The organism is Catenulispora rubra (assembly GCF_015356825.1).
Classification (GTDB): Bacteria; Actinomycetota; Actinomycetes; order Streptomycetales; family Catenulisporaceae; genus Catenulispora; species Catenulispora rubra.
The window spans coordinates 1-5,031 of record NZ_JAACYW010000481.1 but is presented as its reverse complement, the minus strand read 5'-3'; the positions used below and the strand labels follow the sequence as shown (position 1 = coordinate 5,031).

2 protein-coding genes are annotated in these 5,031 nt (G+C 68.8%); both read left to right on the top strand.

The genetic code is table 11. From position 1 onward, the window contains the following. On the top strand, positions 1-1,180 hold a 1,180-nt coding region (locus GWK61_RS52675; protein WP_228564434.1), incomplete at its 5' end, for a hypothetical protein. A 92-nt stretch (positions 1,181-1,272) separates the two neighbouring features. Further along, the gene (locus tag GWK61_RS52670; RefSeq protein ID WP_194921807.1) at positions 1,273-5,007 is read left to right on the top strand and encodes a glycosyl hydrolase 2 galactose-binding domain-containing protein; all 3,735 of its coding nucleotides are present in this window, start codon (positions 1,273-1,275) and stop codon (positions 5,005-5,007) included. Positions 5,008-5,031: the final 24 nt, after the last annotated feature.

The following is a 5,031-nucleotide window of genomic DNA, read 5'->3' as shown; positions in this document are numbered from 1 at the left end:
CCTCCTCACCCTCGCCGCCCTCCTGTCCCCCCTCGCCGTGGCCTCCGTCTGGATGGCCGACGAAGTCGCCGACACCGACCGCTACGTCGCCACCGTCGCGCCCCTCGCCCACGACCCGGCCATCCAGACCGCCATCACCACCCGCGTCAGCACCGCCATCGTCAACCAGCTCGACGTCAAAGGCATGGTCGGCACCGTCACCGACGCCCTCGCCTCGGCGCTCCCCAACCGGCCGAAGCTCGACTCCGCGCTCCAGAACCTCTCCGGTGCGCTCTCCGGCGGCGTCGACGACTTCGTCCAGCAGGTGGTCCAGAAGGTCGTCACCTCCAGCGCCTTCTCCGCCCTGTGGGACCAGGCCAACCGCCTCGCCCACACCACCCTCGTCGACGCGCTCACCGGCTCCAGCGGCGTCGTCGACACCGCCGACGGCCAGATCACCGTCAGCCTCGCCCCGGTCATGGACGCCGCCAAGCAGCGCCTGGTCGCCGCCGGCATCCCCGCCGCCGCGAACATCCCCGACGTCGACGCCACCTTCGTCGTGGCCCAGACCGACGCGCTGCACAAGGCCCGCACCGGTTTCAACCTGCTGCGGATCCTCGGCGACTGGCTCCCGCCGATCGTCGTCGTCCTCTTCGTCGCCGGCGTCCTGCTCGCCGTGCACCGCCGCCGCGCCTTCATCCGCGGCCAGATCGGCATCGCCGTCGCCACCGCGCTGGTCGGCGTCGGCCTCTGGATCGGCCGCCACCTCTACCACGACCACCTGCCGCCGGACGTGAACGCCGACGCCGCGATGGTCCTGTACGACACGATCGTCCGCTTCCTGCACAAGACCGTGCGCACCGTCACCGTCCTCGCGCTGGTCCTCGCCCTCGGCGCCTACCTGGCCGGCTCGGCACCCTTCGCCCGGAACGTCAGAACTCTGTGCAAGACGGTCATCGGCCACGCCCGCATCCTGACGCAGCGCGCCGGCCTGTCCACCGGTCCGGTCGGCCCGTGGATCAACCGCCACCGGCGCGCGGTCACCGCCGCCGTGGTCGTCATCGGGCTCGTCGCGTTCCTGCTCCACGACGACGCGAGTACCCCGGCCATCCTGGTCTTCGCGGTGCTGCTCCTCGCGGCGCTCGCCCTCGTGGAGTTCCTGGACCCCGGTCAACGCTTGCCGTCCGTCAATTCTAGTTAAGGACCTTTCACAGACTCTTGACGACCAGTCAACGGCATGAGTAGCGTACGCCCCGATCTCGTTAGGAACCTTTCCTAATTCAGGAGTCGGGCATGCGATCACCAGCAAGGATCCGCACACGCCGTTCCACGACCCGCACATTCGGGGCCGTCGCCCTTGTCTGCGCGGTCCTCGCCGGCACCGTCCAGATGGCGACAGCCGGCAGCAGTCCTCAAACGCCGTTGAGCACAGGCCTCGCCGCGACGACGTCGACACAGGCCGCCGCCACCGTCAACCCCGCGACCGGCTCGTCAGCGGTCCAGAACCTCGGCGCGACCACCGGTTGGAAGGTCGTCACCAGCTCGACCGCCACCCAGGGCGGCGGCCAGATATCGACGCCGGGCTTCTCCACGTCCGGCTGGCTCACCGTCGCCAACGACGGCGGCGGAGCCCCGGGCACCGAGATCAACGCCCTGCTCCAGAACGGCACCTGTCCGAACGTCTACTTCTCCAGCAACATGAAGAGCTGCTTCGGCCAGATGACCAAGGTCGGTGCCGACACCATCGCGCAGTTCTCGGTCCCGTGGTGGTACCGCACGGACTTCACCGCGCCCCCGAGCGGCCAGGCCGCGCGGCTGGTCCTGAACGGCGTCGTCGGCACCGCCGACGTCTGGGTCAACGGCACGCAGGTCGCCGCGGCCTCCACCGTCACCGGCGACTACGTCAAGAACGTCTTCGACATCACCTCCAAGCTGGTCTCCGGCACCAACTCGCTGGCCATCGAGATGCACCCGAACAACCCCAACTCGATGCTGACGCTGGACAACGTCGACTGGAGCCAGATCCCGCCGGACAACAACACCGGCATCCAGTTCCCGGTCCAGCTGGAGTCCGGCGGCCCGCTGATCGTCGACAACGCGCACGTCGACCAGAACACCGCCGCCGGCCTGTCCAGCAGCGCGCTGACCGTGAAGGCCTCCGTGGTCAACGTCACCGGCTCCTCGCAGACCGGCGCGGTCACCGCGACCCTCACCCCGCCCGGCGGCGGCATGCCGGTCTCGGTGACCCAGAACGTCACCGTCGCCGCCAACGCGACCTCGACCGTCACGTTCACGCCGTCGAGCTACGCGGCCCTGAACCTGTCCTCGCCGCAGATCTGGTGGCCGTTCCAGATGGGAGCGCAGCCGCTCTACACCCTGGCCACCTCGGTCGCGCAGAACTCGACGGTCCTGAACACGACCTCTGAGACCTTCGGCATCCGCACCGTCACCTCGAACCTGGTCGGCTCCGGCAACGCCGCGTCCTCCGGGGTGCGCCAGTTCGGTATCAACGGCCAGACGCTGGTGATCCGCGGCGGCGGCTGGGACCCGGACCTGTTCCTGCGCTACGACCCCGCGGACACCGCGCAGCAGATCGCTCTGATGAAGTCCATGGGGCTGAACACCATCCGCCTCGAAGGCCACTTCATGCCGCCGGACTTCTACCAGCAGATGGACGCCGCCGGGATCCTGATCAACGTCGGCTACCAGTGCTGCGACGAGTGGGAGAACAGCAGCTCGGCCGGCACCGTGTACCAGAACACCGCGGCGAGCCTGGGCGCGACCTGGCGCAACCACCCGAGCATCTTCAGCTTCCAGTGGAGCGACAACGCCCCGAGCGACACCCAGGAATCCCAGGCCCTGAACGGCTTCGCCGCGGCCGACTACCCCGGCCCGTTCATCTCCTCCGCCGAGTACAACTCCAGCTCCCAGCTCGGAGTGTCCGGGGAGAAGGAAGGCCCCTACGACTGGGTCCCGTCGAACTACTGGTACGACACCTCGCACTACCCCTCCGGGGACTCCACACTGACCAACGCCGGCGGCGCCTGGGGCTTCGACTCCGAACAGAGCGCCGGTAACACCGTCCCGACGATGGACTCCATCAACCGCTTCATGTCGGCCTCCGACCAGTCGGCGCTGTGGCAGAACACCGGCGCCAACCAGTTCCACAACAACTACGAGGGCACCGGCCACAGCGGCTACGCGTTCGGCACGCTCTACAACCTGGACCAGGCCGTCTCCAAGCGGTACGGATCCTGGTCGAGCCTGGCGCAGTACGTCCAGGAGGCGCAGGCCCAGAACTACGAGGACACCCGCGCTCAGTTCGAGGCCTTCCTCGCGCACTCCACCAACTCCACGCAGCCCTCGACCGGCACCATCTACTGGCAGATGAACAAGGGCTGGCCGACGCTGCTCTGGTCGCTCTACAACAACGACTACGACCAGGCCGGCGCCTACTTCGGCGCGCAGGAGGCGAACCGGTCGCTGCACGCGCTCTACACCCTCGACAACCACACCGTGACCGTCGACAACCTGTCCGGCCAGACGCAGTCCGGCGTGACCGTCGAATCCAAGGTCTACAACACCGCCGGCTCCGTGCTCGACGACCAGACCTCCGGCTCGCTGTCCCTGGCCTCGCAGCAGGTGCAGAACAAGGTGATAACGCCGAAGCTGCCCAGCGGCTCCGGCACGGTCTACTTCGTCGAGCTGCTGGTCAAGCAGAACGGCACGGTCGTCGACCGCAACGTCTACTGGGACTCCACCACCCCGGACGCGGTGAACTGGGGCTCGACCATCCCCTCCGGCGGCGGCAACCCGCAGGCCACGATGAGCTCCTACGCGAACCTCAGCGCCCTGCAGAACCTGCCGGCCGCCACGGTGTCCGCGACCGCCGCGACCACCAGCCAGGCCGGCCCGAACGGCGCCGACAGCCTGGTCACGGTGACCGTCACCAACAAGTCCACGACCCCGGCCGTCGGCTTCCTGCTCCGCGCGGACCTGCGCCGCGGGACGGCCTCGGGCACCGAGCTGTCCGGGGACAACGAAGTCACCTCGGCGGTCTGGGGCGACAACGACGTCACGCTGTGGCCGGGGGAGTCCGAGACCCTGACCGCCACCTTCAAGTCCGCCGACCTGCAGGGCGCGACCCCGGTCGTGAGCCTGTACGGCTGGAACTCGGCGAAGACCGACGTGGTCGCGGGCACCGGGACCGGCGCCCCGAACGACTTCTCGCTCGCCGACTCGCCGGCCTCCGGCAGCGTGACGCAGGGTTCCTCGACCACCGCGACCGTCTCCACCTCGCTGGTCAGCGGGACCGCCGAGCCCGTCACGCTCACCGCCTCCGGCCTGCCGACCGGCGCCACCGCGACGCTCAGCCCGGCCTCGGTGACCGCCGGCGGGTCCTCGATGCTGTCGATCTCGACCGCGACGACCACCCCGGCGGGGACGTACCCGATCACCATCACCGGGACCGCTCCATCCGCCACCCACACCGCGAGCTTTTCGCTGACCGTCACCGCATCCGGCGGTGGTGGGGGCTGCACTCCGGCGCAGCTGTTGGCGAACCCCGGCTTCGAGTCCGGTGCCACGTCGTGGACCCAGACCTCCACGCTCGGATTCACGCCGATCACCAAGGCGACGTCGGCTGAGCCCTCGCACTCCGGCTCATGGATCGCCTGGTTCAACGGCAACGGCAGCAAGGACACCGACACCGCTGCGCAGACGGTCACCATCCCGACCGGATGCAGCGCGTCGCTGACCTACTGGCTGCACATCGATTCCACCGAGAACACGACCACGAAGAAACCGGACACGTTCACCGTGCAGGTCCTGAACTCCTCGGGCACCGTCCTCGCCACGGTCGGCTCGTTCTCCAACCTCGACGCGAACTCCGACTACACCCAACAGACGGCCGACCTGTCCGCCTACGCGGGCCAGACCGTCACCGTGAAGTTCACCGGCTCGGAGACGGACACCAGCGGTGGGACCACGGACTTCGTGGCCGACGACACCGCCCTGCAGACCAGCTGACACCCCACACCCCACACCCCACAC

Bases quoted from the DNA above. Each gene is read 5' to 3' on its own strand.
- GWK61_RS52670 (WP_194921807.1), top strand. From the start codon at position 1,273: ATGCGATCACCAGCAAGGATCCGCACACGCCGTTCCACGACCCGCACA.